Genomic DNA, 26,111 nt, shown 5'->3' with positions numbered 1-26,111 from the left:
AAACTAAAAGAGAGATCACCAATAGATCTCTCGATGTAATAGTAATTATGATAAGGAACGATCAGGTGCGGGAACGGGTGTTGAAATTTCTGACTGACGCCGTGGTCGTAAACCAGCAATATCCGTGTCTTCCCAATGATAGGAGAGCGGACGATGATAGACTTTTTCGTAGGCTTGACATTTTTGTTGATAGTCCAATTCCTGCATTCGAACGGAGTTGGCCTTAATAGATTGCCCTGGATCAGGGGAAATCGGTTCTAAGACATGCACCCGATAATGAGTTTTATAAAAGTCATCATTAGCTAATTCGTCATCTTGAATAATTTCAACAAATAAGGAAATGATCGGGACATTAAAGCGAGCCGCATAGTAGTAAGCACCTCGTTGTAATGGGCGAGGTTTCCGATAGTTATACCACATTTCCTGTTCGGGATAGATTAGGATCGGATTGCCTTGGGTTAAGGTCGTTTCGAGTCGATGGGAAAATTCGCGTCCCATATATTCCATACCGCCCCCTTGAGAGGAAATCGGGATTAAATCATAATTCCAAAAGATAAAATGAAGTGGGTATGCAGCCATTAAATTCGTTTCTTGGCTGACAATGGAGAGATTCTGGTAGCCGGCATGGCGGACTGCTGAGCGAACCGCCAAATTTTCGAGCGGGCTGAAGTGGTTACTGGTTACAATAGCCCCGGTATGAAGATCGGTAATTTTCTCCAGGCCCTCAATATTTTCAGCAGGAACTAGTTTCATGGCATAGCGATCCATAAATTTCCGGACGTTGTGGTTTCGGATTTTGGCCCGCCGAGTCTGCTTGTATTTCCAGTATTGGGCAATTAAGTCGCTACTTGCCTGACTGGAGAGACTGGCATCATTGTCCTGAACCTTGGCATGGAAGTCTTGGTCCAAAACAGCCTGGTGAATATTTTCAATAACTTGATAACTTGATTCAAACATTTCAATTCCTCTGGTTTTGCAATCATCGGTCGGTGAAGCTAGGTTATCTTTAATTTTATAGATATTTTAGCTTGATACAATCATCAAATTGGACCAAAGTGTCTCATATCTGATAATTATGGATAGGGTGATAGTAAAAATTTGTGATAATCTTTGATATTTTGACCATCATACCATAATCGAAGGATTTCTTCACAAGCGATTTATGACTAGCGATGATGAAGGAATTTTAGTTACAATAAAAGAAAAGGAGTGATTTAAATGGCTGAAAATGATGGCTTAAGGTGGTTGGGCGAGCTTGACCAAGCAGAAGTGGCGAAGGAAGACTTTGCGGCTAAAGGTCAAGGAAAATTTACGGTGAATGGACTTAATCCCCATGACGATGATTGGCTGGAAAAAGCTAGTCAGAAAGTACATGCTGCTCAAGGGGATGATTATGTGCTCCTCGATCGCGGCTTGTTAACCGTCAATCAATTGAACTGGTTACTAAAAGAAGTTTATGGGGAATTAACCTACTGTGACGATAATCACCAATTAATGTGGTATAACCGGCAATACGACGATCCCAATCAAATGATGGGGCGGCGCCGTCCAGAACAAGTCGGCGATAATATGGATGAGGTTCATCCCGATGTTGGTAATGTGCGTAAATATGCTAAGCAAGTTTGGTATGGGTTACGGACCAAAGCGGATGGTCGCGATGAAGTATGGACACCGGTCTCCAAAGGACATGGTGAGCCCATCATGCATTATAACCGTTATAAGCGGATTGAAGACGAAGCGGGTAATTTCCGGGGGATCGCTGAATGGGTGGTTGATCTCAAGCCATTAGCTGAGTACTATTGTCGGACGAATGGTCTGAAAATGGTCCCAGATGACCAGGCGCAACGACCTGATTTTGTAGAGACCCCGGCAGATGTGAAACGTCATCAAGCTGATAAAGATATAGATGCAGCTAGTCATCCATCCAATTAGGGAGTCATTATGGACTATCAAATATCGATTGGTAAATTTAAGCGAAAGTTACCTTTAGTCAAAATTGATGAAAACACGCAGATTGCCTCGTTTGTTTTATTAGGTGATACTGAACTAACGGTTGAAGCCGCCCGGCAGTTGAAGGAAAAATTGACCTTGGATTATGATTTCGTGGTGACTTTGGAAAGTAAAGGGATTCCCTTAGCTCATGAATTAACTCGCCAAACTAATCGGGACCGGTATGTGGTAATTCGAAAGAGTATCAAGGCCTACATGACCGAGCCGGTAGTGACTACGGTAGAATCCATCACTACTAGTGAGCCACAACAATTGGTCCTAGATGGAATGGATGCGGCAATGTTAAGTGGTAAACGGGTCGTACTGTTGGATGATGTAATTTCAACCGGGGGCTCATTAAAAGCTGCTGAAGAACTACTAGCTCGGGTAGACTGTCAGGTGGTAGCAAAAGCGGCCATTTTAGCGGAAGGTGCTGCGACCCAGCGGAATGACATTATCTATTTAGCATCTCTCCCCTTGTTTGATTCTAGGGGACGAATCAAAGATTAAAAAATGGGTGTGAAGAAATGCTAATTAACATTTCTTCACACCCTGATTGCTTTTTCCCCAGCTTCATTCTCAATCTTGCTTGAGTTCGTTAATTAAGCCTTGATCACGATTTTTAATCAATTGTTGACCGGTATCACCTTGCCAATCATAAAAGCCATGACCAGTCTTTAGACCTAAGGCATGTTGATCAACTTTAGCTTTTAAGCGGGGATCTTCACCAGTTTGATTATCTAAATCAGCGTAGAGATACTTAGAAATGTTATCAAAGACGTCAAGCCCACCAAGATCAGCGTTAGCAATCGGTCCCACTAAATTCCAGCGACGCCCCAAACTGTATTTGACGATTTCATCGACGGCCTGGGGACTGGCAATTCCTTGTTCCACAATGTTTAATGCTTCGCGTAAGACAGCTGCTTGGATTCGATTGCCAACGAAACCTAAGGAGGCCTTCTTTAAGGCTACGGGGTGCTTGTTAATACGGTTCATTAAATCAACGGTAGCTGTAACGGTATCTTCAGTAGTATTCGAGGCTGGTACCACTTCGACCAAGGGCATTAAATGAGCTGGATTCCAAAAGTGGGCGACGACAAAGCGCGTCGGATTTTGTAACTTATTAGCGATGTCATCGGGATTTAGGCCGGACGTATTAGTAGAAAAAATGGTCGTGTCTTCAGCGACCGCTTCGATCTTTTGCCAAAGCTCTTGTTTTAAAACTAAATCTTCACTAATGGATTCGGTAACGAAATTGGCCTGCTTAAGGGTGTCAGCATAATTATCATAATAATGAAGATTAGAAATCACCTCGTCATAAGAACCTGCGCTTAGTTGATGGTCAGCTAATAATTTGACGATCGCACTGATCCTTTGGTGGGTTTGAGCTTTTTGGTCAGGATGATATAAAAAGATGTTCGTGGTAAAACCGGCGGCTGCAAATTGACCAGCGATGGCACTTCCCATAGTTCCGGTACCAAAACAGGCAATTGTGTTAATCTTATTCATTAATTGATCCTCCAATCCTTTTACCTATATGATACTGGGATAAAATGGGGATGTGTAAAAATTTTTATCACCATTACAGAAAAAATAGCGTACAATAGTAATTGTAATTTTATTGATCGGGAATTAGCTCAGCTTGGTAGAGCGCGTCGTTCGGGACGACGAGGTCGCAAGTTCGAATCTTGTATTCCCGATTTTTTATTTGAAGGAGATTGTATGTTAACACCACGTGAAGTTCAAAATACCCGCCAAGAACTCCAAGAAAACTTTCGTCGTCTGGGATATGATCTGGATCGAGTTAGTCAAGAAACTGAATTATCTAAAGCTGCAATCCAAGCAGTCCTTATCATGGATCACCCACAACCGGGGGACGTATGGCAGGTTCGGGATTATCTTGAAGATATGTTAGTTCAGTCTGGGCAAGCCGTTTATCCATGGTCGAAACTTGCGAACCATTCCGCTAATCGGTGGTTTGCTTATCGGACGCCTTGGCGGGAAAAATAGCTGGTATTAAAAGTCATCATGTACGTTAATTGACAACGTATCATGATGGCTTTTTATATTACTTGTATTACATGAGATATAGAAATGGATTATGGATATAATATCCAGCAAGCAATTTTATCAAGAGCGATTAATCTAATTTTGGCACGCTTAATCGAAATTTTAAGATTACTGGTATCTTATGAGACCATAGCACCACCAGCTGTTAATTTCGCACATTGGACAACCAATCCCGCGGTACTGCTTGTTAAGTGGGTCTGGTATAATAAACAAAACTATTTTGAATTACTGGGAGGAAATTCATGATGATTAAGGAAAAGAATGTTTTTCATATTAACGGTTATGCAGGCTTGTTAATTGCCTTGATTTTATTGGCTTTGTCAATTTGGGCCTTCTTTAGTTCGATCGTCTTGGCCGTGATCTTATTCATCCTGTCGTTCATCTTGTCATCAGGTTTGGTGATTGTGCAGCCTAATGAAGCAGTTGTCTTAACCTTTTTTGGCTCTTATTTGGGGACGATTCGCGAGCCAGGGTTATTTATGACCATCCCTTTTACGATGAACCAAAAGGTCTCCTTACGGATTGATAACTTCAACAGTGCCGTGATTAAAGTTAACGACATGATGGGGAATCCAGTCGAAATTGCGGCCGTTGTGGTTTATAAGGTTGTCGATACAGCTCAAGCCCGCTTTGCGGTGGAAGATTATGGACAATTCGTGGAAATTCAAAGTGAATCGGCGGTACGACACGTGGCCAGCGAATATCCCTATGACACATTGGAGGGCGATGATCAACTAACCTTACGAGGAAATCCGACTGAGGTTTCGCAACGTTTAACTCAAGAATTACAGGAACGATTGCGGGTCGCCGGAGTTGAAGTCGTCGAAACGCGATTAACGCACCTGGCCTATGCAACGGAAATCGCGGCGGCCATGCTCCAAAAACAGCAATCAACAGCGATTCTTTCAGCGCGGAAAATTATCGTTGAAGGGGCGGTTAAAATTACTGAAGACGCCATTGATCGCCTGGCTAAAGAGACCAATTTGTCCTTAACCGATGAACAAAAATTACAAGTTATTAACAATATCATGGTTGCGATTATCTCCGAACGGGGGACCCAACCAGTGATTAATACGGGAGAATAGCAAGTAAAACAACTTCGTTACTTAATTATTTTAAGAAAATTATTAAATTTTATTGACATTTAATGATAGCTAGATTAAGATACCAACCATAGATTAATTATTCGAGCACAATGAGAAAGAAGAGTAGGTTGATGAATCTGTCAGCGAGTTCCGTTAGGTGAGAGGGAATCAGATCTTCATGAACTGAAAATCACTTTTGAGTCCGCGCCAACCAAGGCCCGGTGGGAACACCCATTATCGTGTGCGTGTATCGCATTTTTTGCCGTACACAGTAAGTAGGTACTAGTGATAGTACCTGGACCTAAGGGTGGTACCGCGGATTGACGCCCCTTAATCAGGATGGACTGATTAAGGGGCGTCTTTTTTGTGCCATGAATAAATAATAATATATTTTTGAAGGAGTAGATTATTATGAATGATCTCACATCGCGTAAGTTAACCTGGAAAGAATATTTAGTGGTTGCTTCGCTTTTATTCGGTTTATTCTTTGGGGCTGGAAACTTAATCTTCCCACTCCACTTAGGTCAATTAGCTGGGGGCCATTGGGTCTCAGCGACGGTTGGTTTCTTGGTAACAGGGGTGGTATTGCCCTTGTTGTCAGTTTTAGCCATCGCGGTTACCCGGGCCGAAGGGGTTTATGATATTGGGAAACCATTGGGTGCTGGTTTTGCGATCGTCTTTATGGTTTTGATTCACGCGACAATTGGTCCTTTGTTTGGGACGCCCCGGACCGCTTCAGTCTCCTTTACCGTGGGGATTGCGCCATTTATTTCTAAAGGGAACGAAGGGATGGCCCTTCTAATCTACTCCGCGGTTTTCTTTGCCTTAGCCTTTTTCTTTGCTTATCGTGAAAATAGCATTTTAAGTAATGTTGGGCGGGTTCTAAATCCAATGTTCTTAGCTTTACTCTTCATTATGTTTTTGGTTGCCTTTCTACGGCCACTTGGTAATCCGATGACGGCTCAAGCCACGTCAGATTATGTGCATGGAGCGTTCGTGAATGGATTCTTGCAAGGCTACAACACGATGGATGCCCCAGCGGGCTTAGCCTTTGGGGTAACCGTGGTGCACGCCGTTCGGCAAATGGGACAGAAACGTGATAATGATGTTGCCCGAGTAGTTGCCAAGTCTGGTGCCCTAGGGATGGCAGGAGTTGCCGTTATCTATCTCCTGTTAATCGTTGCCGGGGCAATGTCTTTAGGTAAGTTTAAGTTGTCAGCTGATGGTGGGGTAGCCTTTACGCAAATCGTTAATTACTATGGTGGTGCTTTTGGTCAAGCAGTTTTAGCTGTCTTAATTGCTGTTACTTGTTTAACGACGGCAGTCGGTTTAGTGGCAGCTTTTGCTCAAGATTTCCATAAGCATTTCCCACAAATTTCTTACCATATGTGGTTATTCTTAACGACCTTGGCTTCATTCTTATTCGCTAACTTTGGTCTCGATACATTATTAGCATGGTCGACCCCAATGCTAATGTTCTTATACCCATTAGTATTAGTCTTGATCTTGTTATCAGTGTGTTCACCATTATTCCACCGCGACCCATGGGTTTACTTATTTGTAGTAGTATTTACGGTTGTTCCAGCTCTTGGTGATATGGTAGTTTCCTTCCCAAGTGTGGTTAGTGCCAGTGCCTTTGGTAAAATGGTTGCAGCATGGCGTTCCATGTTACCATTATCCGATTTAGGGATGTCGTGGTTAGTTCCAGCCCTAATCGGTTTAGTGTTAGGTTTATTAGTTCACTTCGCCTATGGTCGGAAACGAGTATTATCTCGGGAAGTATAATGCCCGACATCAGTGCAGGAACTTTTTAGTGGGGTAACTTAAAAAAAGATTGATTATTACTTGGCAAATGTTTATACTATGTAATGTTCAATTTATTGGGCATTCGCCAAGGTGGTAAGGCAGTGGACTCTGAATCCATAATGCACTGGTTCGAATCCAGTATGCCCAATCTTTCAAGATGTGACTTAGGGTCACATCTTTTTTTGTTATTTTTGTAAATTTTGTTACGTTTTTGTTACATGAATGTTACAATAAAGATAATAAAAGAGGGGATGGGGGTAAGGACTCATGAAAACCACTAAAAAAACTTTAACTAGTCTGTTGGTATTAGCATTAACAATTGGCCTTGCCGGCTGTGCGACCACTAATCAAGCCGTAACCAGTCATGATAGTAACGTCAAAACGTCAAGTGTTGTTAGTTCATCAACTAAGGAGAAAACGGCTAAACAAGCTAGCTCACAAAGCCAAGCTAGTTCAATGAGTAGTACAACTAGCCAAAGCACGACCGCCACTTCAGTAAATAGTAGTTCAGCGACGGCTGATAATAATTCTTCCAGTGTTGCTAATAGTAATGTCAGTTCGGATGTTTATAATTCCTTTGTTAAAGACAGTGGGGTTAGCTTGAATCAAGATCAGAGTTTAGTGGCCGTGCAAAATTCTGATGGTACTTACCAAGTTGACGTGCGCAGTACAGATGGTGATCCAAATATTGCGCATCTAAATGGTACCTACACATACAACCCATCAACGGGTTCAGTAAGTGAAAATAGTAATCAATAAATTTTGATATGGAAATAGGGTTTGGAAAATTCCAAACCCTATTTTTTTGCGCTTTTTTACCAATCAATATCTTTGACAATCAAATGATTCTGAGTAAAACTACTATAGTTAGGTACCTAAAGGTTAGGTTCCTTACGATTAAATAAGGAGGCAAAGTATGGATGATGAGATTGTCGAATTAGTGATTCGGTTTGTCCATGATTTGAGAATGTTATCCCAGCGCCATCCTAAATATGTCATGTATGGTCAAGGCAAGATTATTCGACTCCTCGATCAACACCCAGGAGTTTCCCAACGCGAACTGGCCGAGTTAGCGGCGTTAAAACTGGCTTCGTTGACGGAAACGATTGAACGGATGGAACGTGATGGTTTGGTTGAGCGCCAGCGGGATCAACAGGATCGACGGATTATTCGGGTCAAATTAACGCCTTTAGGACAAAAACGTTCTCAACAACTAGCTAAAGAACACCAACAGTTCCAAAAAGCCCTGCTTAATTCCTTGTCGGTAGAAGAAAAGCAGGCTTTGATTCAAATTTGTCAGAAATTAAACACTAATTTGCTAGCATTAATAGAAAGGGGCATTCAGAAATAAGATGATTCGGATTGCCAGAAAATATTTTAATTGGTTGGCCGTAACCATTGCTGTTGTCTGTTTGTGTATCCAGGTGGCGTCAGATTTATATTTACCAACCGTAACGTCAGACCTGATTAATAAAGGGGTCTTACAGCAAGATTTTAATTATATATGGCATCAGGGGGCCATTATGCTCTTAGTGGCTTTTGTGGGCTTAGCTGGTTCCGCAGTAAATGTCTACTTTGCTTCAACGCAATCAATGAAAGTTGGGCAAAAATTACGGCAGGATATTTTTAAGCACGTCTTAACCTTTTCCAGTAAAGAAATGAGTGACTTTGGGGATTCTTCTTTAATTACTCGTTCCACGAACGATGTCGTCCAAGTCCAAAACGTCCTAGTACAAATGCTACGGATGATGTTGATGTCGCCAATTATGCTAGTCGGGGCGATCATCATTGCTTACAATCAAGAGCCGCGTCTAACCAAGATTTTTTTGATTTCTTTACCTATTTTGGCCTTAGCCATGATCATTATTATGGTATTTGCTGTGCCATTATTTAAGAGCATTCAAACTAAGACTGACCGGATTAACTTAGTCTTTCGCGAAGGCTTAACAGGGGTCCGAGTAATTCGGGCCTTTAATCAGGACCAACGGGAACAAGATTGGTTCCGTCAAGCCAATGCCGATTATACTAATACCGGGATCAAGGCTTTCACCTTAGTATCATTTTTAATGCCAATTATGACGCTGATCTTAAGTATGACTAATGTCGGGATTACCTGGTTGGGCGCTCATTATATTGCTAATATGTCGATGCAAGTTGGAAATCTTGTCTCCTTTATGACTTATTCGACTCAAATTATGATTTCATTTATGATGTTATCGATGATTTTTGTCTTTGTCCCACGGGCTTCTGCATCAGCAGCGCGGATTAATCAAGTATTAGATACCGATTCGAGTGTGGTTGATGATCCAGAGAATGAGGTAGCTTTAGACGTGGAACAAGCAGCTGATTTGAAGTTTGATCATGTCGATTTTCGGTATGAAGGCGCGGATGAATTAGCCTTAACGGATCTGAATTTTGATGTCAAGGCTGGACAGACCTTAGCCATTATTGGCGGGACGGGGTCAGGAAAATCAACCCTCGTTAATTTGATTCCCCATCTCTTTAATATTGAGCGCGGGCGGATTGAAGTAAATCATCAAGATATTACTAAATTGTCGCAACATGATTTACATTCGTTAATTTCCATTACCCAACAAAAAGCGATTCTCTTTACGGGAACGATTCGCTCCAATCTCTTGTTTGGGAATCCAAATGCGACCGAAGAAGATATGTGGCGCGTTTTAGAAATTGCCCAAGCCCGTGATTTTGTTGAAGAAACGGGGGGCTTGGATGCAATTGTGGAAGAAAATGGGGATAATTTCTCGGGTGGTCAACGGCAACGATTGGCAATTGCGCGAACCTTGATTAAACCAGCCTCCATTTATATTTTCGACGATTCCTTCTCAGCCTTAGACTTTAAGACTGATGCTAAATTGCGAGCAGCCTTACGGGAAGATTCAGCTATGCAGTCAGCTATTAACGTGATTGTCGCACAACGGGTATCGACTGTAGTTGATGCTGACCTAATCTTAGTCTTAGATGACGGGAAAGTAGTCGGTCAAGGAACCCACGCCGAGCTCAAGGCCCATAATCAGGTCTATCAAGAAATTATTGACTCACAAATTCAGGAAGGAGATGTTGAACGTGCGCAACGGTAATCGTCGAGGAAAACCAGTTGAAAAGGCCCGCCATTTCTGGCCAACCACGAAACGCTTAATTTCATATCTCCGACCTTGGAAATGGGGCGTACTGCTTTCAATTTTAATGGCTATTGTTTCGGTGGTCTTAAATATCGTTTCCCCCAAGATTTTAGGTCAAGCTACGACTGATATATATGACGGAATTTTAAAAGGGGTTCAACAAATGAAGTTGGGCCTGCATGTCACTAAATATCCGATTGATTTTAATCATGTGGGGCAAATTTGTTTAATTGTTGTTGCTCTCTACATCTTGTCTGGTTTGTTCTCCTTTGGACAGCAAGTTTTGATGACTTGGATCTCGCAAAAGGTCGTTTATAATCTCCGGCAAGATTTTAAAGAAAAAATGGGTCGGTTACCGATCAAGTACTATGATCAACATTCGAATGGTGATTTAATGAGTCGGATGGTCAACGATATGGATAATATTTCGGGGACTTTACAACAAGGATTGATCCAGATTGTAACTAGTATTATCACCTTTGTTGGGGTCTTGGGGATGATGCTATCAATTAGTTGGAAGTTAACCTTGGTTGCATGTATCACTTTACCATTAAGTGCTATTATAATTGCCTTAGTTGCACCGACCGCTCAACGGCTCTTTGCCCACCAACAAGCTACTTTAGGGAAACTTAATGACCAGGTTGAAGAAATTTATGCTGGTCATACGATTGTGCGGACCTTTAATAAAGAAGCGGATGAAGAAGATAAATTTGCGGAAAACAACCAACGTTACTATCAAGCCGCTTGGAAGGCGCAATTTTTCTCAATTCTTATGTACCCATTGATGGCTTTTGTCCGTAATTTAGGCTACCTGATGGTGGCGATTGTGGGGACGATTGAGGTGGCACATGGGCAAATTACCTTGGGGAATGTGCAAGCTTTCCTCCAATACACTAACCAGTTCTCACAACCCATCACCCAAATTGCCAACTTGTCGAGCACGATTCAACAAACGATTGCCTCGGCAGAACGGATCTTTACGGTGTTGGATGAGGCAGAAATGGATAATCAATTGCTTGATACTACGGTCTTACCGGCGCCACAACCTAAGATTGAATTTAAGGATGTTGCCTTTTCATATGGGGATGAACCACTCATAGAGGACTTCAATTTGAGTGCGGGAAAAGATCATATGGTCGCGATCGTCGGTCCCACTGGAGCTGGTAAAACCACGATTATTAACCTGTTAGAGCGCTTTTATGATGTTGATGCTGGTCACATTTATTTAGATGGTCAAGATACCCGTTCGATGACGCGGCAAGAGGTTCGACAACGTATTTCGATGGTCTTACAGGATACTTGGCTTTTCACTGGGACGATTTATGATAACATTAAGTATGGTCGCGAAGATGCTACGGAAGAAGAAGTCTACGAAGCAGCTCGCCAGGCCCACGCTGATAACTTTATTCGGCAGTTACCTGAAGGTTATCAAACCGTTTTGGACGAAACAGCGTTAAATATTTCGCAAGGTCAGCGGCAATTGTTAACGATTGCCCGGGCTTTCTTAGCTAATCCGGAAGTATTAATTCTGGATGAAGCGACAAGTTCCGTTGATACTCGTACTGAAACCTTGATCCAAAATGCAATGAATGATATTCAACAGCATCGGACAAGTTTTGTGGTTGCTCACCGGCTTTCAACGATTCGTAATGCCGACCGAATTATTGTCATGAATCATGGTCACATTATCGAAACGGGTAATCATGATTCCCTAATGGCTCAAAACGGTTTTTATGCCGATCTGTATAATAGTCAATTTTTGGGTGCAGATATTTAAATATTTATCGATAAGTAACGGAGTTGTGTTTATTCACAGCGCCGTTTTTTGTATAATGTTGACCAAGAGGAGATTTTAGAATGTATCAAAAGACGCAAGCAAGTTTGAAAGCAATGGTCGATCAAGGAATTGTACCAGCTTTAGCAATGGCGATTATTGACCCGCGAGGGGACCGTCAGGTATTTTTTGGTACGACGGATGGACAAGCTAATCACCCCGTAAATGCTAATCATATCTTTGATTTAGCTTCACTGACGAAGGTTCTAGGCACCTTACCAGTGATCTTAAACTTGCTAGGTCAGCATGCTTTGTCTTTAGATGATCCAGTAAATAAATATCTACCGATTGTTCAAGAGTCGCGATTAACAATTCGGCACTTGTTAACCCATACGTCAGTGATGGATGGCTATATTGCTCATCGTGATCAGTTAAGGGCCCCGGAATTGAAGACGGCCCTATTAAGCACCCAAATGAGTGTGGATAATTTAGGCCGCCTAATTCGCTATAGTGATACTAATTTTTTGTATTTAGGCTGGATTGTCGAGAACATTCTAGGGCAACCAATTCAAACCGTTATTGAGCAAAGACTCCTTCAACCACTTGAGATTACGGGATTAACTTTTCATCCTGATCCGCAATTAGCGGTCCCGACAGCTGATCCAGCAGGGAATCGGTTCCAGGGAATTGTTCATGATCCGAAAGCTCGGATCTTAAAAGATCAGTGTGGGAGTGCGGGCCTTTTTGGGACCTTGGATGGGGTTCAACAATTACTTTCTTTATGGTTAGCTAATAATCTAAAGGGAATAATTGAACCATCTTTAACTTCAATGATGCAAACCGATCAAACAGCGATGCCTGGTCACCACCTGCGGGGATTAGGGTGGAAATTAATGCATGCAACAGCGCCGGACCATCATTTTGTGGTAACCCATACCGGTTTTACTGGTACCTGGGTGATGGTTGATTTCAAACAAAATCAAGCATTAATTGTTTTATCAAATCGGGTCTATCCGAATGGTCAGAATGATCAATTCTTAGATCTGCGGGATCAAGTTATGGCTACTTATTTAGGGGAAAAAGAGGAAAATTAATGTTTTTATTGTTATTAAGTCATTCTTTATGGATCATAATTATCTTAAACACCATCTTGGCGATCTGGACGGTCTTTCGGGATCGGCGCGATATTGCAGTCACTTGGGCTTGGTTGATGGTTTTAACCTTCCTGCCAATCATTGGCTTTATTTTCTATTTATTTGTTGGCCGAAAGTTAAGTAAGGACCAAATCTTTAATATTCGGCACGAACAAAAGGCCGTCATGGACGATTTCAAAGTTCAACAACAAAACCTGATTCGTAGTCGCTCGCTCTTAACCAAGCGTAAAAATCTGGAACGAGATTTGCTGTTATCGAATTTATTACTAGAAACGGATGAGGCCATTTTAACCCAAGGGAACCAGGTGCAGCTGTATACGGATGGTAATGAAAAGTTTGATCAATTAATTCAGGATATTAATCAAGCAACGACCCAGGTGCACATTGAGTACTACACCTTCTCGTCTGATCATTTGGGCCGGCGGGTGTTACATGCCCTGGAAGAGGCCGCGCGGCGCGGCGTTGAGGTCCGAGTACTTTATGACTTGGGTGGCTCCCGGGGGACAAATTATCGGTTCTTCCAATATCTAGAACGACTAGGTGGCGAAGCCCAAGCTTTTATTTCTTCTTCTAAAGCTCTGTTCTCTAGTCCCCGTTTGAATTATCACCTTCACCGGAAGCTCGTCATTATTGATGGGAATATCGGCTATATTGGGGGCTTTAATATCGGTGACCAATATGTTGGCGAAGATCCGAAGTTCGGTTATTGGCGGGATACGCATCTGCGGGTAACAGGTTCAGCCACGGTCATGATGCAAATTCGCTTTATGATGGATTGGAACACGACTTGTCGGCGGACGAAGAAGACGCGGATTGATATTGATGCCGAATATATGCGGACCCAGTTTGAACGATTAGCTGAATATGAAAGTCGCTCCCAAGGGGTACCAATGCAGATTGTTTCTTCAGGTCCTGATAATGAAAACTATGCAATTCGTCGAGGCTATCAAGGAATCATTAGTCAGGCGCGGCAGTATGTTTATATTCAAACCCCATATTTGATTCCTGAAGATTCGATTCTGGAGTCATTGATTGTGGCGGCCAAGGAAGGAGTGGATGTCCGCATTATGATCCCTTGTATGCCGGATCATCCCTTTGTCTATCGGGCGACCGAGTATTTTGCCAAGTATCTGACTGATAATGGGGTCAAAGTCTATAAGTATAATCATGGCTTTTTACATGCGAAGACGATGGTTTCTGGTAACAATATTGCCTCAGTTGGTTCGGCTAATTTAGATTATCGGAGTGCCAAGTTGAATTTTGAAGTGAACGCCTTTACATATGATCATCAATTAGCAGGTCATTTAAAAGCGATTTTTGAAGCCGATTTAAAGCAGTCGACCTTATTAACCACCGACTACTTTGCTAATCAATCCAGATGGTTGAAGTTGAAACAATACTTTTGTCGCCTCTTAGCACCAATTTTATAAACCAAATGCCCAGCAACTAAGTTTTAGTTGCTGGGCATTTTGCTAGTTATACTGGTGTCGAATTTGATTCATTAAAATTAAGACGATGGTTTCAATTAATACCAAAAGATCAATTAAGACAAAGCTGATTAAATCAGAGGTAAAAATTATGACAATAATAAATAGCCAGGAAATCCAGTTCCACCAACGCTCAAGCTTAATTACTTGCCCCAGGCGCGGGTTGCTATTAGCGACGCTAGGTGATTGACTAAGGGCGTTTAAGAAGGTGTACAAGCGAACTTCATACACACTTTCGGCGAGATAAATAATGATAAATATTGTAATGATAGTAGTATAAGCAGTCATTGATGCTCCTTAAAAAGTTGGTTTAATTTCCAAAGCTTCTTGCTTGGAAAAGTCAGTCGTCGGATATTTTTTCCGAAGAGCCTGGAGTAAGATCCGTTTAGCCAGCTGACCATTGCGCGTTAAGATCGGGCCGTGGAAATAAGTACAATAAGTTTGTTTATAAATGGCACCTTCAGTCTGGTCTTCGCCATTATTGCCGTTACCAGAAATTACCTTACCGAGTGGATGTTCACTTTCACCAATGAAAGTTCGTCCATTATGGTTTTCAAAGCCATGGTATATCTCACCAGTGAGTTCGTTTTTTATTTCAATATCTCCAATAAAACGGTGGTTGTCTTGGCTGAGGGTGTAATGATCTAAGGCCCCTATACCTTGGATTTTCTTCCCGTCGGCGCCGATATAGTAATGACCGAGTAATTGGTAACCACCACAAATCGCTAACATTGGCTTTTCGTCATTGATAAATTTTTTAATGGCGGCTTTTTTGGTTTGGATATCTTGAGAAACAATCATTTGTTCATAATCTTGCCCACCACCGAAGAAGGCAAGGTCAAATTGATCGGGTTCAAAATCATTCTCAATACTAATTACTTGGACATCAATTTCGGTATCCATTTGTTGCGCATAATATTTTAAGGCGGTGATGTTGCCGACATCCCCATATGTATTTAAAAGATCGCCATACAAATGAGCTAATCTTAAATGATAAGAAGCCATTAATCCATCCCCCCTTGAATATAGTGCTCATCTGCCAATAATTTACGAACTTGCAGGACCGCCGTATAGGTCGCCAGTAAATAAACGTGTTTGGTTGGCATTTGTTTAATTTGATCGATTACCTGGTTTAGATCTGGACAGGTCCACATTTCATCAATCCCCGCCATCGTTAAGCGAGTCGAGATATCTTTATAGCGTTCGCCACCCGTCATAAATTGCGGAATATCATGGTCAAGGAGTTTTTCAAAGTCCCCATCCCAGATCCAACTAGTATCAATCCCGTCAGCATAGTTAGCGTTTAACAAGAAGCCAAAACTGAAGGGTTCAGGATCCGTTAAGATCATGTCAAGAACTTGGTTTAAGCCGACCGGATTCTTCACGAGGATCAAAGTAACTTCTTTGTCGTCGATTGGGATCACTTCTTGGCGACCAAAGACTTTTTTGTCTGAAGCAAAAGCATGTTGGATTTGCTCAGCCGGAACCCCTAAAAAGCGTCCTAAGGAGTATGCAGCCAAGGCATTATAGATGTTATAAACGCCCCCAATTCCGATGTGGTATGCATCTCCATCAATTTCAACTTCGGAACTGGTAGGGGTTAATTGTTTGATGTCAGTCACTTGATAAGTTAATTCCGGACGTTTAAAGCCACAGTGCGGACAATAGTAATCACCTAAGTTGGCATAAACAATCTTATGGTAATGTAAAATATGGTGACATTTAGGACAAAGTAAGCCATCCGTATTCGCAGGAGCTTGGAGATCAGCAGAGCTATTATTAGCGAAACCAAAATAGATGATTGGATTTGGCAGTTCTTTAGTATTAAAAATCTGATCATCACCGTTGGCGATAATGGTAGCATGGGGAGCTAAGGCCACTCCTTTTAGGATTTTGTCATAAGTGGTGTAGATTTCGCCATAGCGGTCCATTTGATCCCGGAAAAGATTGGTGAAGACAAAGGCAATCGGTGTGATTTGGCGGGTGATTTGCACAACATAGGCTTCATCAACTTCGATCACGGCTAATCCTTTTTGCTTAGCCTTAGGAGCAGTGATGAAGGTGGTTACAATTCCTTGAGTCATATTGGAACCAGTCGGGTTGGTCAGGACTTGTTGATACTTTTCTTGAGCAACCCGGACACTTAGCGCCGTGGTTAAGGTTTTTCCATTGGTTCCAGTGACGATCACGACATCGTATTTTTGGGAAAAGGCTTTTAAAATGTTAGGATCGATTCGCGTGGTAATTTTTCCTGGTAAGGAGCTACCGCCGTGAAAGAAAGAATGTAAAAACCAGTAACTGGACCGACCGGCAATTTCAGCAATTGAAGAACGAATTGACATGATATTTTCCTTTTACTTGAACATATTATCGAACTAATTTTAAGGGATTCGGACTAAAAAGAAAAGCAATCCACCACTTTTCGCAAAATTAACGATTGCGCTATGAAAGTTGATCTTAATCGGCTATAATTAAATCGCTATGCAAATGTTCAAGTAAAGATGGGTGAGGACTAATGGCACAATTATTTTTTAAATATGGGGCAATGAATTCGGGAAAATCAATGGATATTCTCAAAGTGGCTCATAATTATGAAGAACAAGGCAAACCGGTCCTGTTAATGACCAGCGGCGTGGATGATCGGTCCGGTCAAGGGATGATTGCCAGCCGCGTTGGTTTGGAACGTGAAGTAACACCAATTTATGCCGATACGAACGTGTTTGATTTAATCAAACAAACTGACCAACAGATTTATTGTGTCCTGGTTGATGAAGCACAATTTTTGAAGCGTGAACACATTGTGCAATTAGCCAAAGTAGTGGATGAGTTAAATATTCCCGTCATGGCTTATGGTTTGAAAAATGATTTTCGGAATGAATTGTTTGAAGGTTCCAAGTACCTCTTGATTTATGCTGATAAAATTGAAGAAATCAAAACCATTTGTTGGTTCTGTTCTCACAAAGCTTTAATGAACTTACGGATTAATAATGGTAAACCAGTCTATGAAGGTGAGCAGATTCAAATTGGAGGCAATGAAAGCTACTATCCAGTTTGTCGGAAACACTACTTTCATCCGGACTTACCATGCGAAACGGAGGAAAAAGATTAATGGAAATTTCTGAAGTCTTTGATAAATTACAAGCGGTCGCCGATCGTTATGAAGAATTGAATGAATTGATTAGTGATCCGGAAGTGATTGCGGATACCCAACGGTTCATGAAATTGTCCAAAGAAGAAGGAAGTTTGCGCGAAACGGTTGAAAAGTACAATCGCTATAAAGAAGTCACGCAAACCATTGATGATGACGAAGAATTATTACGGGAAACGAATGACCCTGAGTTGTTGGAGTTAACCAAAGAAGAATTATCCGACGCTAAACTGGAACAAAGTCAATTACAAGATGAACTTGAAGTATTATTAATTCCGAAAGATCCCAATGACGACAAAAACATCATCATGGAAATCCGGGGAGCTGCCGGGGGAGATGAGGCCAGTCTCTTTGCTGGGGACCTTTATAATATGTACGTTCGGTATGCAGAAAATCAAGGTTGGCAAGTCGAAGTAGTTGATCAAACGGCTACTGAAGTGGGTGGCTTTAAAGAAATCGTCTTAATGATTACGGGCGATAATGTTTACTCCAAGTTAAAATTTGAAAACGGGGCGCACCGGGTTCAACGGGTACCAGTGACCGAATCAGCCGGACGGGTCCACACGTCAACTGCGACCGTTGGGGTGATGCCAGAAGCCGAAGACGTGGAAATTGACTTAGATGATAAGGATATTCGGGTTGATGTCTATCGTTCATCTGGGGCCGGGGGTCAACACATTAACAAGACTTCTTCGGCCGTTCGGATGACCCACTTGCCAACGGGAATTGTGGTGGCAATGCAAGATGAACGGTCACAACAACAAAACCGGGCCAAGGCCATGCGGATTTTAAAGTCCCGGGTTTATGATTATTATCAACAACAAGAACAAAGTGAATACGATGCTAACCGGAAAAAAGCTATTGGGACGGGGGACCGATCAGAACGGATTCGGACCTACAACTTCCCGCAAAACCGGGTAACTGACCATCGGATTGGTCTAACCTTAAATAAATTAGACAAAGTGTTAGCAGGCGATTTAGACGAAATCATCGAAGCTTTAATCATTGCGGACCAAACTGAGAAGTTAGAGCAATTACGTAATGAGTAAGTGGACCTATTTTGAAGCTCAACAGTGGGCGATTAATCAATTGGCGGATACAGGGATGGATCTACAATCACCAGCTTTTATTCTCTCGATGATTCATGATTGGACTTACACCCAATTAATTAGTCATAATCGAGAAACGATGCCGGATGATGAGGTGGTGCGCTATCAAAAGGCGGTTCAACAGATAGCTAATCATGTTCCACCACAATATGTTGTTGGGAAAGCCCCCTTTTTTGGTCGTACTTTCATTGTTAATCAGGATGTGTTAATTCCGGAGAGTGAGACGGAAGAACTAATTGAGTGGGTGCTTAATTATTATGCGGATGATCAGCCATTAAATGTTCTAGATTTAGGAACTGGGAGTGGAGTGATCGGGATTACCTTGGCTCTAGAACGGCCTAACTGGCAAGTAACTTTAAGCGACATTTCACCAGCCGCACTTCGGGTAGCCAAGGCTAACCAGCGATTACATGGAACCAATTTGCGTCAAATCGAAAGTGATCTCTTTGCGCAAATTGATGATCAATACGATTTAATTGTGACTAATCCTCCATATATTGATCATCAAGAAGTTGGCCTGATGGACCAAGCGGTTAAAGAATATGTACCACCTTTAGCTTTATATGCGAATGAGCATGGATTGGGGATTTATCGGCGGATTTTTGAAGAAGCTGGGAAATGCCTAAAAGTAGGTGGTCAAATTTTTGGTGAAACGGGATTTAATCAAGAAGTGACAATTCAAGCTTTATTAAATCGAATTGCGCCTCAGGCGAATATTGAAACTCGGCACGATATTAATGGTAATATGCGGATGATTAGAGTTTGGGACTTATTAGAAAGTCAGGCAAAATAAATGGAAACTAAAATTTTTCAGCCTCAACAAATCGCAGAAGCGGCTCACTTGATTCAGCAGGGACAATTGGTCGCTTTTCCAACCGAAACGGTTTATGGTTTAGGGGCGGATGCTACCAATCCCCAAGCCGTTCGCCAAGTTTATCAAGCAAAGGGGCGACCAAGTGATAATCCTTTGATTGTTCACGTCAGTACGCCAGCTATGGTGGCTCAATATGCTGCGGATATCCCCGTTAAAGCGCAAAAATTGATGACACATTTTTGGCCGGGTTCTTTAACGATTATTTTGCCAATCAAACCCGATGTACTCGATCCAGTGGTCACGGGTGGTTTACAAACCGTAGCCTTTCGTTTGCCGGATAACCAAGTAACCCTTGAAATTATCAATCAAGCCGGGGTGCCGATTGTTGGGCCATCAGCTAATACCTCCGGGAAGCCTAGTCCCACTACGGCGCAACATGTTTATCATGATTTAAAGGGCAAAATTGCGGGGATTGTTGACGATGGGCCTACCCAAGTTGGCCTCGAATCAACGGTGATTGATTTATCTACGGATGAACCTGCGATTTTACGGCCAGGGGTGGTGACCGAAGCTGAAATTGAGCAGGTAATCGGTCCGTTACGGGTTGATCATCATCGAGTTAAGGCGAATGAAACGCCGAAAGCGCCTGGAATGAAGTATAAGCACTACGCCCCAAATGCTCAGGTACTAATGGTGGCGGATGATGACTGGGAACTCGTGAAGGATCAATTAACTGATTCTAGCGTTGGTATCTTGGCAACGGATGATCATTTAAAACAATTAGCTTTAGCTGATCAAATTCCGACTTATTCCTTAGGTCAAGATGTGGCTTCGGCTGCTCAGCGTTTGTTTGCCGGTTTACGCTGGTTTGATGATCAACCAACTATTAAAACGATTTATGCGCAAACTTTTGCTAATCAAGGGGTTGGCGAAGCTTATATGAATCGCTTGAATAAATCTGCCGGGGGACAATATTTTTACGGGTCAAACAAATAATTCGGTTTAAGATAATAGAAAAAATAATGAAGGGGAAATATAACCATGGCAAAATTTGAAGTGATGGATCATCCATTAATTCAACATAAATTAACAATGATTCGGGATAAAAATGTGGGGACGAAGGTCTTTCGGGAAACGGTCCGGGAAATTTCGACCTTAATGGCTTATGAAGTATCGCGAACCATGCCCTTAAAAGACGTGGAGGTTGAAACTCCGATTTGTAAAACAACCAAAAAATCTTTAGCTGGGAAAAAGGTTGCCATTATTCCGATTTTACGGGCTGGTTTAGGGATGGTTGACGGTATTACGGAAATGATTCCGGCGGCCAAGATTGGGTTTATCGGCATGTATCGTGATGAAACTACATTGAAGCCCCACGAATATTTTGTAAAATTGCCTGAAGACATTGCCGAACGGCAGTTATTTATTGTGGATCCAATGTTGGCAACGGGTGGGTCAGCCGTAATGGCAATCGACGCCTTGAAGAAACGGGGGGCGAAGGAAACGGCGATGAAATTCGTCAGCTTAGTAGCGGCTCCCGAAGGGGTTAAGGCGATTCAAGAAGCCTTTCCTGATGTAGATATCTTTACCGCAGCCCTTGATGATCATCTGAACGAAGATGGCTACATTGTGCCAGGTTTAGGGGATGCCGGTGATCGGTTATTTGGAACTAAATAGCAATTTTTGAACCTCGAAGGTTACTAGCTACCTCCGGGGTTCTCGTGTAATTAGTGATTGGGTACAGGAAGAAAATTAATGATAACGATCAAAGACATTGCAAAATGCGCCGGAGTTTCGGTATCGACGGCTTCGCGAGCCTTGAACCATAATTCTCGAATCAGTCAAAAAACCATTGATCGGGTAGAAAAAATTGCTAACGAGTTAGGCTATCAGCCTAATCAAAGTGCGAAAACCCTGTCGAGTGGAGAATCAACGGCGGTTGGGGTAATTTTTCCGGTAACAGAAAAAGATGCACCAGCTAATCCCTTTCATTTGGACCTGATTCGCGGAATGAATACTGAACTCCAAACAATGGGGCGCGTTTTATCGGTGGCAATCTGTCAGACCAGTGAAGCGCTCCTGACCAATGTTAAACAGATGGTGGAACAGGCAAAGATTCACCATTTTTTGGTGCTGTATTCCTATCAAGATGATCCGGTTACCCAATACTTACGCGAGAGCGGTCAAAATTTTGTGGTGGTGGGAACGCCAGATAATCCCAAGGATCGATTTGTTGATAATAACAATCTATTAGCAGGGAAAAAGGCAACCAGTTTTTTGTTGGAGCAGTATCAGGTGCACCATCCCTTGTTCATTCGTTCGACTGGCCATTGGAACTATGAAAAAAATCGGGAAGAAGGCTATCGGTCAACATTACCGGAGACCGATCAATTAGTTCTGCAAATTAGTGAACAGACAACTAATCAGCAGTTACGACAATTTGTTGAGGATCATCCTGAAATTGATGGGATTGTCGCAGCCGATGATATTGGTTTATTGATCTTTTATCATAATCTCGGTTTTCTTCCAGAAATTTATCAAGTTCCAACCGTTTGTTTTAACTCCAGTCGCTTAATTGATATGGCGGGGCTCAAGGTTGATAAGGTTGATATGCAACCTAAATTAATCGGACAGCAAGCGGTGAAGTTATTATTTAAACCGCAACAACATCAAAAGCTAATTGGTTTTGAGATTCAGTAAAACTATTCGGCGTCTCGCAAGATTGCTCGATGGTTTAGAATGTATTTGTAGATCTGAAGAATATAGTGGGTTGAAGAGGTTATTCCTATTCAGCCTTTTTTTAATGCAATCGATTACATTAATTTTGCACAAACGCTTGCACAACTTGTGACGATTTGTTATATTAAAGTACGTAAAGCGCTTACAAAGTTTAGCGATATCTAAGGAGATACATTTATGGATAATAAATCAACGACTTCTGGGTTGCCGATGTTATCACGCAGTATGATCTGGATGATTAACTTTGGTTTCCTAGGGGTGCAAACCGCATTTACCTTACAAAGTTCTCAAATGTCACGGATCTTCCAAACCCTGGGGGCGGATCCTAATAATTTGGGATGGTTCTTCATTTTGCCACCATTAGCCGGAATTATTGTGCAACCAATTGTTGGTTACTATTCTGACCGGACTTGGGCACCTAAATTAGGTGGGCGTCGGTTACCTTACTTAATTTTGGGGACGATTGTGGCCGTAATCGTGATGATTCTACTGCCAAATTCGGGTAGTTTTGGCTTTGGTTATGGTTCGCTTGCCGCTCTTTGGTTTGGTGCTGTGACCGTTGCCTTCTTGGATTTGTCATCAAATGTGGCCATGCAACCATTTAAGATGATGGTTGGGGACATGGTGAATGATAAGCAAAAGAGCTATGCATATGGGATCCAAAGTTTCTTATCTAATACGGGGGCTGTTTTAGCCGCCATCTTCCCATTCTTGCTAACCTGGTTTGGGGTGGCCAATACAGCTAAAAAGGGTGTTGTGCCACAATCAGTGGTGATCGCTTTTTACGTTGGAGCAGCCTTGTTAGTGGTTACGAGTCTCTTTACGATTTTACGAGTTAAGGAATATGACCCCGCTACTTATGCGAAGTATCATGGTATTTCTGAATCTGATAACTCTGAAGGTGGTAACTGGTTGACCTTGTTAAAGCAAGCGCCGAAAGCCTTCTGGACGGTTACTTTAGTTCAATTCTTCTGCTGGTTTGCATTCCAATACCTATGGACATATTCAGCCGGGGCAATTGCTCAAAACGTCTGGCACACAACCAATGCTACGTCAGCAGCTTACCAAGCGGCAGGGAACTGGTACGGGGTTTTAGCCGCCGTGCAATCTATCGCCGCCGTTGTTTGGTCCTATGTATTGGCTAAAGTACCTAACCAATACCATAAGGTTGGATATGCTGGTAGTTTATTATTAGGGGCGGTTGGTTTCCTATCTGTCTTCTTCATTCATAACCAATACGCTTTGATTATCTCATATGCTCTGGTTGGGATTGCCTGGGCTGGGATGAACACTTACCCATTAACGATCGTTACCAACGCCTTATCAGGAAAGCACATGGGAACTTACTTAGGTCTCTTCAACGGTTCAATTTGTCTTCCACAGATTGTGGCCTCTGTCTTTAGTTTTGCCCTGTTCCCAATGTTAGGTGGTTCGCAAGTTAACATGTTCTTGTTAGCTGGGATTGTGATGGTTATTGGGGCCTTATCAGTAGCAACCATTAAAGAAACACACCAAGCATAAGATTTAAAGGAGAATATTTCATATGAAGCGTACTTTTGAAGTGGCTCCCTGGCACGTTACGACAACGCAATGGGATCCCGAAAACAAGCGATTACAAGAATCAATGACCAGCCTAGGAAATGAAAATCTGGGGATGCGTGGTTTTTATGAAGAAGGTTATTCTGGTGATACCCTGGAAGGACTTTATCTAGGTGGTGTCTGGTATCCAGATAAAACCCGGGTTGGTTGGTGGAAGAATGGTTATCCAAAGTATTTTGGGAAGGTCATTAATGCTGTTAATTTCATTAAATTACCGATTAAAGTTAATGGTGAACAACTAGATCTGGCCAAGCAAACACCAAGTAACTTCAAACTTGATTTAGATATGCAAGCTGCAAAACTCACCCGTTCCTTTACGGCTGAAGTTGGTGGTGCCCAAGTTGAATTTAACTTCGAACGGTTTATTAGTGCCGCTACTAAGGAATTAGTTGGCCAACGACTAACGGTTAAAAATCTTGGTGATCAAGCAGCAGAAGTTGAAGTATCCAGCTTGATTGATGCGGATGTACGTAACGAAGATGCCAATTACGACGAACAATTCTGGAACGTTTTAAATACTGCCACTGATGGTGACCGTGCATTAATGACGGCGATTACCAAAGAAAATAACTTTGGAACGGAACGCTTTACCGTTGGGTTCGAAAGTTCGGTCAAGACGTCGATGGATCAAGTCGACACAGTCAAGACAGAACAACAAGTTGGTTTAGTATACCGGCAAAGTTTGGCAGCTGGAACAGAATTGACCTTTGAAAAGCGGTCTGTCTTCGTTTCATCACGGGATTTTGCGGACGAAGAAGCGATCGTGGATCGGTTACATGCCCTAACTAGTGAATTAGATCAGGCTAACTTTGATGATCTTCTAGCGTCCCATACAGCTGAATGGGCGGATCGTTGGACCAAGTCCGATGTTAAAATTGCCGGTGACGATGAAGCACAACAAGGAATCCGTTTCAATCTCTTCCAATTGTTCTCGACCTACTATGGGAATGATTCTCGGTTGAATATCGGACCAAAAGGGTTTACTGGTGAAAAGTACGGTGGGGCAACCTACTGGGATACAGAAGCTTTTGCCATTCCGGTTTACTTAGGCGTTGCTGATCCTGCCGTGACGCGAAACCTCTTAATGTATCGTTACAACCAATTAGATGGTGCCTTCGTTAATGCCCAAGAACAAGGCTTGAAAGGTGCTTTATACCCAATGGTGACCTTCAACGGGATTGAATGTCACAACGAATGGGAAATTACCTTTGAAGAAATCCACCGGAATGGGGACATTGCTTTTGCGATCTATAACTACACTCGTTACACGGGCGACAAGTCATACGTGTTACACGAAGGTAGTAAGGTCTTAACGGAAATTTCTCGTTTCTGGGCGGACCGGGTACATTACTCCCGACGGGTTGGTAAATATATGTTAGCCGGGGTGACTGGACCTGATGAATACCAAAACAATGTTGATAATAACTGGTATACCAATTTACTTGCTCAATGGACCCTTAAGTACACTTTGGAAGTCTTAGCAGAAGTTGATTCCGACGTCGCCCAAGACTTACAAGTTTCTGATGAAGAAAAGGCCCACTGGCAAGAAATTGTTGATCAAATGTATCTACCAGAAGATCAAGAATTAGGAATCTTTGTAGAAAATGATGGATTCTTAAACAAAGATTTAAAGCCAGTTAGTGAATTAGCTGACAGTGACCTACCATTAAACCAAAACTGGTCATGGGATAAAATCTTACGGTCGCCATACATCAAGCAAGGGGATGTTTTACAAGGAATCTGGGACTTTATTGATGACTTTACGCCTGAACAAAAGGCCAAGAACTTTGATTTCTATGAACCGTTGACAGTACATGAATCAAGCTTATCAGCTTCAATTCACTCCATTCTTGCGGCCGACTTGCATAAAGAAGATCAAGCGGTTGAAATGTATGAGCGGACTTCGCGCTTGGATCTTGACAATTACAATAATGATACGGTAGATGGGTTGCACATTACCTCGATGACTGGATCGTGGTTAGCGATTGTCCAAGGCTTTGCGGGAATGCGGATTCGCAACGATCAATTGCATTACGCACCATTCTTGCCAAAGAAGTGGGATTCATATCAATTCCGGCAACAGTTCCGGGGGCGGGTCATTGAAGTAACGGTGGATGCTAACGGGACGAAGCTTGATTTAATCTCTGGTGAACCATTAACGATTGATTTAGATGGTCAAACGGTTGATTTAAAATAA

General features: G+C 42.3%; 25 protein-coding genes and 2 tRNA genes. 22 read left to right on the top strand and 5 right to left on the bottom strand.

Features of this window, described 5'->3' with window-relative positions:
* Positions 1-45: 45 nt before the first annotated feature.
* The gene (locus PS3_RS03555) at positions 46-957 is read right to left on the bottom strand and encodes a lysophospholipid acyltransferase family protein (RefSeq protein ID WP_050950808.1); all 912 of its coding nucleotides are present in this window, start codon (positions 955-957) and stop codon (positions 46-48) included.
* A 261-nt stretch (positions 958-1,218) separates the two neighbouring features.
* On the opposite strand from PS3_RS03555, the gene PS3_RS03550 reads away from it, so the two are divergent.
* Complete coding sequence (locus tag PS3_RS03550; protein ID WP_100207282.1) at positions 1,219-1,932, top strand: PAS domain-containing protein; 714 nt, start codon at positions 1,219-1,221, stop codon at positions 1,930-1,932.
* Positions 1,933-1,938: 6 nt separating this feature from the next.
* On the top strand, positions 1,939-2,499 hold the full coding sequence (locus PS3_RS03545; protein ID WP_007122087.1) for a phosphoribosyltransferase family protein: 561 nt from the start codon (positions 1,939-1,941) through the stop codon (positions 2,497-2,499).
* A 69-nt stretch (positions 2,500-2,568) separates the two neighbouring features.
* On the opposite strand, the gene PS3_RS03540 is transcribed toward PS3_RS03545, so the two are convergent.
* Positions 2,569-3,498: a 3-hydroxyacyl-CoA dehydrogenase family protein gene (locus tag PS3_RS03540; RefSeq protein WP_040468020.1), complete on the bottom strand. Its 930-nt coding sequence runs from the start codon at positions 3,496-3,498 to the stop codon at positions 2,569-2,571.
* 117 nt (positions 3,499-3,615) lie between these two features.
* Between PS3_RS03540 and PS3_RS03535 the strand changes: the two genes are divergently transcribed.
* The 12 genes from PS3_RS03535 (at position 3,616) to cls (ending at position 14,448) form a co-directional block, all read left to right on the top strand.
* A tRNA-Pro gene (locus PS3_RS03535) sits at positions 3,616-3,689 on the top strand.
* Between the two features lie 22 nt (positions 3,690-3,711).
* The gene (locus tag PS3_RS03530; protein ID WP_040468019.1) at positions 3,712-3,999 is read left to right on the top strand and encodes a DUF2316 family protein; all 288 of its coding nucleotides are present in this window, start codon (positions 3,712-3,714) and stop codon (positions 3,997-3,999) included.
* Positions 4,000-4,083: 84 nt separating this feature from the next.
* Positions 4,084-4,305, top strand: a complete 222-nt coding sequence (locus PS3_RS03525) for a hypothetical protein (RefSeq protein ID WP_040468018.1) — start codon at positions 4,084-4,086, stop codon at positions 4,303-4,305.
* Positions 4,305-5,144, top strand: a complete 840-nt coding sequence (locus PS3_RS03520; protein ID WP_007122086.1) for an SPFH domain-containing protein — start codon at positions 4,305-4,307, stop codon at positions 5,142-5,144. The genes PS3_RS03525 and PS3_RS03520 overlap by 1 nt, the downstream gene beginning before the upstream one ends.
* A 411-nt stretch (positions 5,145-5,555) precedes the next feature.
* On the top strand, positions 5,556-6,929 hold the full coding sequence (gene brnQ / locus PS3_RS03515) for a branched-chain amino acid transport system II carrier protein (RefSeq protein ID WP_007122085.1): 1,374 nt from the start codon (positions 5,556-5,558) through the stop codon (positions 6,927-6,929).
* Positions 6,930-7,025: 96 nt separating this feature from the next.
* A tRNA-Gln gene (locus tag PS3_RS03510) sits at positions 7,026-7,098 on the top strand.
* Positions 7,099-7,217: 119 nt separating this feature from the next.
* Positions 7,218-7,709: a hypothetical protein gene (locus PS3_RS03505; protein WP_040468017.1), complete on the top strand. Its 492-nt coding sequence runs from the start codon at positions 7,218-7,220 to the stop codon at positions 7,707-7,709.
* Positions 7,710-7,866: 157 nt separating this feature from the next.
* Positions 7,867-8,301: a MarR family winged helix-turn-helix transcriptional regulator gene (locus PS3_RS03500; protein WP_050950807.1), complete on the top strand. Its 435-nt coding sequence runs from the start codon at positions 7,867-7,869 to the stop codon at positions 8,299-8,301.
* 1 nt (position 8,302) lies between these two features.
* Entirely contained in the window at positions 8,303-10,048 is a 1,746-nt protein-coding gene (locus tag PS3_RS03495; RefSeq protein WP_007122084.1) for an ABC transporter ATP-binding protein, read from the top strand.
* Entirely contained in the window at positions 10,026-11,867 is a 1,842-nt protein-coding gene (locus PS3_RS03490; protein ID WP_040468016.1) for an ABC transporter ATP-binding protein, read from the top strand. The genes PS3_RS03495 and PS3_RS03490 overlap by 23 nt, the downstream gene beginning before the upstream one ends.
* A gap of 80 nt (positions 11,868-11,947) precedes the next feature.
* Positions 11,948-12,958, top strand: a complete 1,011-nt coding sequence (locus PS3_RS03485; RefSeq protein WP_007122082.1) for a serine hydrolase domain-containing protein — start codon at positions 11,948-11,950, stop codon at positions 12,956-12,958.
* Positions 12,958-14,448, top strand: coding sequence for a cardiolipin synthase (gene cls / locus PS3_RS03480; protein WP_040468015.1), 1,491 nt, complete (start codon positions 12,958-12,960; stop codon positions 14,446-14,448). The genes PS3_RS03485 and cls overlap by 1 nt, the downstream gene beginning before the upstream one ends.
* A gap of 42 nt (positions 14,449-14,490) precedes the next feature.
* On the opposite strand, the gene PS3_RS03475 is transcribed toward cls, so the two are convergent.
* From PS3_RS03475 to PS3_RS03465, 3 genes are read right to left on the bottom strand one after another with little or no spacing between them, the layout of a single operon-like run.
* Positions 14,491-14,793, bottom strand: coding sequence for a hypothetical protein (locus PS3_RS03475; RefSeq protein ID WP_040468014.1), 303 nt, complete (start codon positions 14,791-14,793; stop codon positions 14,491-14,493).
* 9 nt (positions 14,794-14,802) lie between these two features.
* Positions 14,803-15,510, bottom strand: a complete 708-nt coding sequence (locus tag PS3_RS03470; RefSeq protein ID WP_007122080.1) for a type 1 glutamine amidotransferase — start codon at positions 15,508-15,510, stop codon at positions 14,803-14,805.
* Entirely contained in the window at positions 15,510-16,847 is a 1,338-nt protein-coding gene (locus tag PS3_RS03465; protein WP_007122079.1) for a Mur ligase family protein, read from the bottom strand. Before PS3_RS03465 ends, PS3_RS03470 begins: the two co-directional genes overlap by 1 nt.
* Before the next feature lie 173 nt (positions 16,848-17,020).
* Here PS3_RS03465 and PS3_RS03460 point away from each other — a divergent pair, with 173 nt between their 5' ends.
* The 8 genes from PS3_RS03460 (at position 17,021) to PS3_RS03425 (ending at position 26,111) form a co-directional block, all read left to right on the top strand.
* On the top strand, positions 17,021-17,614 hold the full coding sequence (locus tag PS3_RS03460) for a thymidine kinase (RefSeq protein WP_007122078.1): 594 nt from the start codon (positions 17,021-17,023) through the stop codon (positions 17,612-17,614).
* Positions 17,614-18,702, top strand: coding sequence for a peptide chain release factor 1 (gene prfA / locus PS3_RS03455; protein WP_007122077.1), 1,089 nt, complete (start codon positions 17,614-17,616; stop codon positions 18,700-18,702). The genes PS3_RS03460 and prfA overlap by 1 nt, the downstream gene beginning before the upstream one ends.
* Positions 18,695-19,555, top strand: coding sequence for a peptide chain release factor N(5)-glutamine methyltransferase (prmC, locus tag PS3_RS03450; RefSeq protein WP_007122076.1), 861 nt, complete (start codon positions 18,695-18,697; stop codon positions 19,553-19,555). The genes prfA and prmC overlap by 8 nt, the downstream gene beginning before the upstream one ends.
* Complete coding sequence (locus PS3_RS03445; protein ID WP_007122075.1) at positions 19,556-20,572, top strand: L-threonylcarbamoyladenylate synthase; 1,017 nt, start codon at positions 19,556-19,558, stop codon at positions 20,570-20,572.
* Positions 20,573-20,617: 45 nt separating this feature from the next.
* Positions 20,618-21,253, top strand: a complete 636-nt coding sequence (gene upp, locus PS3_RS03440; RefSeq protein WP_007122074.1) for a uracil phosphoribosyltransferase — start codon at positions 20,618-20,620, stop codon at positions 21,251-21,253.
* Between the two features lie 78 nt (positions 21,254-21,331).
* Entirely contained in the window at positions 21,332-22,276 is a 945-nt protein-coding gene (locus PS3_RS03435; RefSeq protein ID WP_007122073.1) for a LacI family DNA-binding transcriptional regulator, read from the top strand.
* Between the two features lie 216 nt (positions 22,277-22,492).
* Complete coding sequence (locus PS3_RS03430) at positions 22,493-23,836, top strand: SLC45 family MFS transporter (protein WP_007122072.1); 1,344 nt, start codon at positions 22,493-22,495, stop codon at positions 23,834-23,836.
* Positions 23,837-23,858: 22 nt separating this feature from the next.
* Entirely contained in the window at positions 23,859-26,111 is a 2,253-nt protein-coding gene (locus PS3_RS03425; protein ID WP_007122071.1) for a glycoside hydrolase family 65 protein, read from the top strand.

The sequence above is a fragment of the Limosilactobacillus gastricus PS3 genome (genome assembly GCF_000247775.1).
Taxonomy (GTDB): domain Bacteria; phylum Bacillota; class Bacilli; order Lactobacillales; family Lactobacillaceae; genus Limosilactobacillus; species Limosilactobacillus gastricus_A.
Note: the sequence above shows the minus strand (reverse complement) of the source record. Positions and strands in the feature narration are given on the sequence as shown.